General features: G+C 69.8%; 4 protein-coding genes and 1 pseudogene. 4 read left to right on the plus strand and 1 reads right to left on the minus strand.

Annotated features, from left to right (window positions below):
• Window positions 1–506, minus strand: a pseudogene (locus AC1DBQ_RS22015) (HNH endonuclease signature motif containing protein); the annotation flags it as partial.
• A 688-nt stretch (window positions 507–1,194) separates the two neighbouring features.
• Here AC1DBQ_RS22015 and def point away from each other — a divergent pair.
• From def to AC1DBQ_RS22035, 4 genes are all read left to right on the plus strand, one after another.
• The gene (gene def / locus AC1DBQ_RS22020) at window positions 1,195–1,767 is read left to right on the plus strand and encodes a peptide deformylase (RefSeq protein ID WP_476930538.1); all 573 of its coding nucleotides are present in this window, start codon (window positions 1,195–1,197) and stop codon (window positions 1,765–1,767) included.
• Entirely contained in the window at window positions 1,764–2,684 is a 921-nt protein-coding gene (locus AC1DBQ_RS22025) for a methionyl-tRNA formyltransferase (RefSeq protein WP_476930539.1), read from the plus strand. Before def ends, AC1DBQ_RS22025 begins: the two co-directional genes overlap by 4 nt.
• Window positions 2,681–4,273 (plus strand): RsmB/NOP family class I SAM-dependent RNA methyltransferase, encoded by a 1,593-nt coding sequence (locus AC1DBQ_RS22030; RefSeq protein WP_476930540.1) that lies wholly within the window; start codon window positions 2,681–2,683, stop codon window positions 4,271–4,273. Before AC1DBQ_RS22025 ends, AC1DBQ_RS22030 begins: the two co-directional genes overlap by 4 nt.
• Window positions 4,274–4,413: 140 nt before the next feature.
• Window positions 4,414–4,861: ribulose-phosphate 3-epimerase (locus AC1DBQ_RS22035; RefSeq protein WP_476930541.1), on the plus strand; the 448-nt coding region annotated here is incomplete at its 3' end.

Below are 4,861 nucleotides of genomic sequence, written 5' to 3' on the forward strand. Positions count from 1 at the left end.
GCACCAAGCTCCGCGTGCACGGCCGGGACGGGCTGGCCGGTGAGTCCCCGGCGGGGCAGCACACCCCCGGCCAGGGACAGCCGGCGCTTAGCCTCCGGCGCACCGATCCGCAGCAGCGCCCGCAGGAACTCCGCCGTGTTCCGATACCCGTCATCCACCACCGCCGCATCCGACGGCACACCCTCCCCGGCCAGCGCATCGGGCGAAGCCGCAGAACMGGGCGMTGTCACGCCCGTGAGCGCGTCGGGCGAAGCCGCGGAACCGGGCACACCGTCGGTCCCGGCGCTCACCGCTCCGGATGGTGCGCTACTGGCGGCCGCGGTTCCGGGGGCGTCGTCGCGCCAGCCCGTCGTCCACGACGTGCCCGTCTTCGCGGCCGCCGCCGCGGAGGCCTGAGTCCGGGTCCGGTCCACCGCGGCGGCCGCCACCAGCTGCAAAAACTCCACCCGGCGCGAGAGCTCCTCCACACCCCCGGCGAAATCCGCCGCGGCCCGGAAATCCCACAACGCCGCATCCTGAACCGCCGTCGAACCCACAGCCTCCAGCGCGCCAGGGCAACATCCACACCCGACAGCCGTGCCGGATCCGTGCCGTGACTCGTGTCCCGGTCCGTGCCCAGCCCGTCGTCCCCGAACGGAATGAAATCCCTGGCGGCTTCCATGAAACCAGTCTCCTCCGGGGGTGTGACATTCTTACGCGAAGCAGGAGTGAAGAACTGGGGGCGGTTTCGGATTTTCGGAGCTTCGTCCTGAGGCCGCTTTCAGGGGATGGCGGTCGCCGCTGAGGCCGCTTTCCGTCTACCGTCGGGCCCCAAGCGTGAAGACACACGCTGATCTCATTTGAMGCCCAAATGAAKCGAGAGGTCCGGCGCTGMGAGCCTTACAGGCCTGCGCTGCGAACCGTGCGGACCCTACAGGCCGGCCCTACAGCCCGGCCGTCCGTTCCGGCGCTGCGAATACTGCGGACCCGCCGTGCGGTGCGGCGCCGCGAACGCTGCGGACAGGCCCTACAGGCCGGCCGTGTGGTCCGGCGGCCCGGTCCCCGCKAACCGAACGCCGGCATTCCACCAGCCCGGCGCACGCGGATCCCCGCACTCGACTCCCCGGACGCCTATCCGGCCGACGTCCAGGACTCCGCGGAGTGCAACTAAACTGGACTGGATCCCTAGCCGCCCACCGTGAGGACAGACTGCACATGGCCATTTTGAATATCCGCATTATCGGCGATCCTGTGTTGCGCACAGTCGCCGATCCCGTGACGGAATTCGGGCCTGAACTGGCAAAGCTGGTCGCTGACATGACCGAAACCATGGAGGACGTGGAGGGCGCAGGCCTGGCCGCGCCCCAGGTCGGCGTGAGCAAGCGCGTCTTCACGTACCGGATCGGTGGCGTCGAAGGCCACATCATCAACCCCGTGCTGGAAAACAGCGAGGACTTCCAGCCGGACCAGGTCGAAGGCTGCCTGTCCATCCCGGGCCTCGGCTTCCCCGTCCGCCGGCACCGGCATACGCGCGTGACTGGCGTGGACCTCCACGGCAATCCCGTCACTGTGGAAGGCGAAGGCATGCTGGCGCGCTGCTTCCAGCACGAGACCGACCACCTGGACGGCATCCTCTATACGGATCGGCTCGAGGGCGACGACCGCAAGGCTGCCCTGCGTGCCATCCGCAATGCCAACTACGACGCCATTACCGAACAGACCACAACGAAGCGCGCGAAGACCGTTGGAACGAGCTTTGGCGGGTCMAGCTTCGGAATCACCCCGTGAGGGTTCTTTTCGCGGGAACCCCGGCTGTCGCCGTACCGTCCCTGGACGCCCTGATTGAGGCCGGGTTCGACGTCGTCGCCGTCCTCACGCGCCCGGACGCCCCGCTGGGCCGCAAGCGGATCCTGACGCCGTCGCCCATGGCAGCCCGGGCCGCCGAGCTCGGGATCGAGATCATCCACGCCGCCAAGGTGGACGCCGAGGTGACTGCCCGCATTGCCGCCGTTGCGCCCGATGTCGCGGCCATTGTTGCGTACGGCGGCCTCATTCCCCGTGCGGCCCTGGAAGTTCCGCGCCACGGCTGGGTGAACCTGCACTTCTCCCTGCTGCCGGCCTGKCGTGGCGCCGCCCCCGTGCAGCGCGCCGTCATTGCAKGCGACGACGTCACCGGCGCCGTCACCTTCCGTCTTGAGGAGGGGCTGGAMACCGGACCCGTGTTCGGCACGCTCACCGAAACGGTGCACCCAGGCGATACCGCCGGCGCCCTGCTCGAACGGCTCTCCCAAAGTGGCGCCGTCCTGCTGGCCMAGACCCTGTCCGCCATCGACGCCGGCAAATCCGTCGCGCTGCCGCAGCAGGGCGATGTCAGCCTGGCCCCCAAACTCAGCCTCGAGGATGGCCGACTTGACTGGCGGCAGCCCGCGTTGGCGATCGGGCGGAGGGCCCGCGGGGTGACGCCCGAGCCCGGCGCCTGGACGATGCTGGAAGGCCAGCGGATCAAGCTCGAGCCGGTGCTGCCCGCGCCGGAAGCTTCCGCGCTCCCGCCCGGACAGCTGGCCATGGACGGCAAACGCGTCGTTGTGGGCACGGGCTCGCACCCGGTGGAATTGACCCGGATCCAGCCTGCGGGCAAGAAAATGATGGCCGCCGCTGATTGGGCGCGCGGACAGGCAACACTTGAAAGCGTGGTATTCGAATGAGCGAGTCCGGAACCAGCGGCAGCGGCCGCGGCAGGGGCCACCAGCCCGGCGGCCAGGGCGGCGGCCAGTCCGGCTCCCAGCCAGGCGGCCAGGCCGGCGCCCGCGGCGGCAGCCGGCGGAATGCCCAAGGCCGGGAACGCAACCGCGGCCCGCAGCGCGGCTTCACCGAGAGTGCCCCCTCGCAGCGCACCCGCCGGGCCGATCCGGCCAGGCTCGTAGCCTTCGAAGTGCTCCGTGCCGTGGAAGCCGAGGACGCCTACGCGAACCTCGTGCTGCCCGCCCGGATCCGGCACCACGGACTGGATAAGCGCGACGCCGGTTTCGCCACCGAGCTCAGCTACGGCGCCCTCCGCGGCCAGGGTACCTACGACGCCATCCTGGCGCGCTGCGTCGACMGGCCGCTGGACCAGTTGGACCCGGCAATCCTGGATGCCCTGCGGATTGGCGCGCACCAGCTGCTCGCGATGCGGGTGCCCGCCCACGCCGCCCTGGACCAGACCGTGGGGCTGGCCCGCGCCGTGATCGGGGCCGGCCCGTCGGCCCTGATCAATGCCGTGCTGCGCAAGGTCTCTGCCCGTACGCTGGAAGAATGGCTCGACCTGCTGCTCAGTACCGAGACCGATCCCACCACGATCGCGTCCATCCGCTATGCCCACCCGGAGTKGATAGTTCGCGCACTGCGCCAATCGCTCGTGGCCCACGGCCGGCCGGCCGCTGAGATCGATGAGCTCCTCGAAGCCGACAACGCCGCGCCCGTGGTGAACCTCGTGGCGCTGCCCGGCGTCGGCAGCCTGAACGAGGCCCTGGAAGGCGGGGCCACTCCGGGCGAGCTCGTGGAGGGATCCGCGCTGTCCAGCGGCGGTGACCTCGGCCGGCTCGCCTCGGTTCGTGACGGCAGTACCCGCGTCCAGGACGTCGGTTCGCAGCTCGTGGCCCGCGCCATGGCCGCCGTCGATCTCGGCGCGGAAGCAGCGGATAGCGAAGGCGCAGGGGAGCGCTGGCTCGATCTGTGCGCTGGCCCCGGCGGCAAGGCCGCCCTTCTCGGTGCCCTCGCGCGGCAACGGGGTGCCCACCTGCTGGCCAACGAATTTGCTCCGCACCGGGCCAAACTGGTCCGCCAGGCCCTGTCCGCTGTGCCAAGGGACGCGTGGGAGGTCAGGACCGGAGACGGCCGGGACCTCGGCACCGAGCAGCCGGAGTCCTTCGACCGGGTCCTCGTCGACGTCCCGTGCACGGGTCTGGGGGCCCTTCGCYGCCGCCCGGAATCACGCTGGCGGCGCACGCCCAAGGACCTCGTGGACCTGGGCCCGCTGCAGCGCCAGCTGCTCAACTCCGCAATCGACGCCGTCAAGCCCGGCGGCGTGGTGGCGTACGTGACCTGTTCGCCGCACCCKGCGGAGACGACCGCCGTCGTCAGTGATGCCCTGCGCAAGCGGGAGGACCTCGAACTCCTCGACGCCGGCGCCGCGCTGGACAGCGTCAGCCTCACCGGCCACCTTGAGGCCGGGCACGAGCTCACCGCACAGCTCTGGCCCCACGTGCACCACACAGACGCCATGTTCCTGGCCCTCATCCACAAGAAAGCCTGAACGCCGGGCGATACTTGCCCATAGCCCCCTTCCGCAGGACATGCCCGTTGTACTGAATTTTGGCAGGCCTGATTTTCAGCAGAACGGCACGTCCGCACAGCGACTTTCCATCAGACCGATAGACCGACAAGGAATCCCGCATGACCAAGTGCTGCATCAACCCGAGCATCCTGTCCGCCGACTTCGCCAACCTTKAGGCGGAGCTGAGCCGGATCAGCAACGCGGATGCCGTGCACGTCGACGTCATGGACAACCACTTCGTGCCCAACCTCTCGCTGGGCCTGCCCGTGGTGCAGCGCCTGCAGGAAATCAGCCCCATCCCGCTGGACGCGCACCTGATGATCGAGCACGCCGACCGCTGGGCCCCGGCCTACGCCGACGCCGGCGTGGCGTCCGTGACGTTCCACGCCGAGGCCTCGATTGCCCCCATCAAGCTGGCGCGGGAACTGCGGGCACGCGGGTCCAAGGCGGGGCTTGCGCTCCGGCCGGGGACCGGCGTCGAACCGTTCCTGGACATGCTCGGCKAACTCGACATGCTGCTGATCATGACCGTGGAGCCGGGCTTCGGCGGCCAGGAGTTCCTGGACC

Source organism: Arthrobacter sp. 10T413_2, from assembly GCF_056394205.1.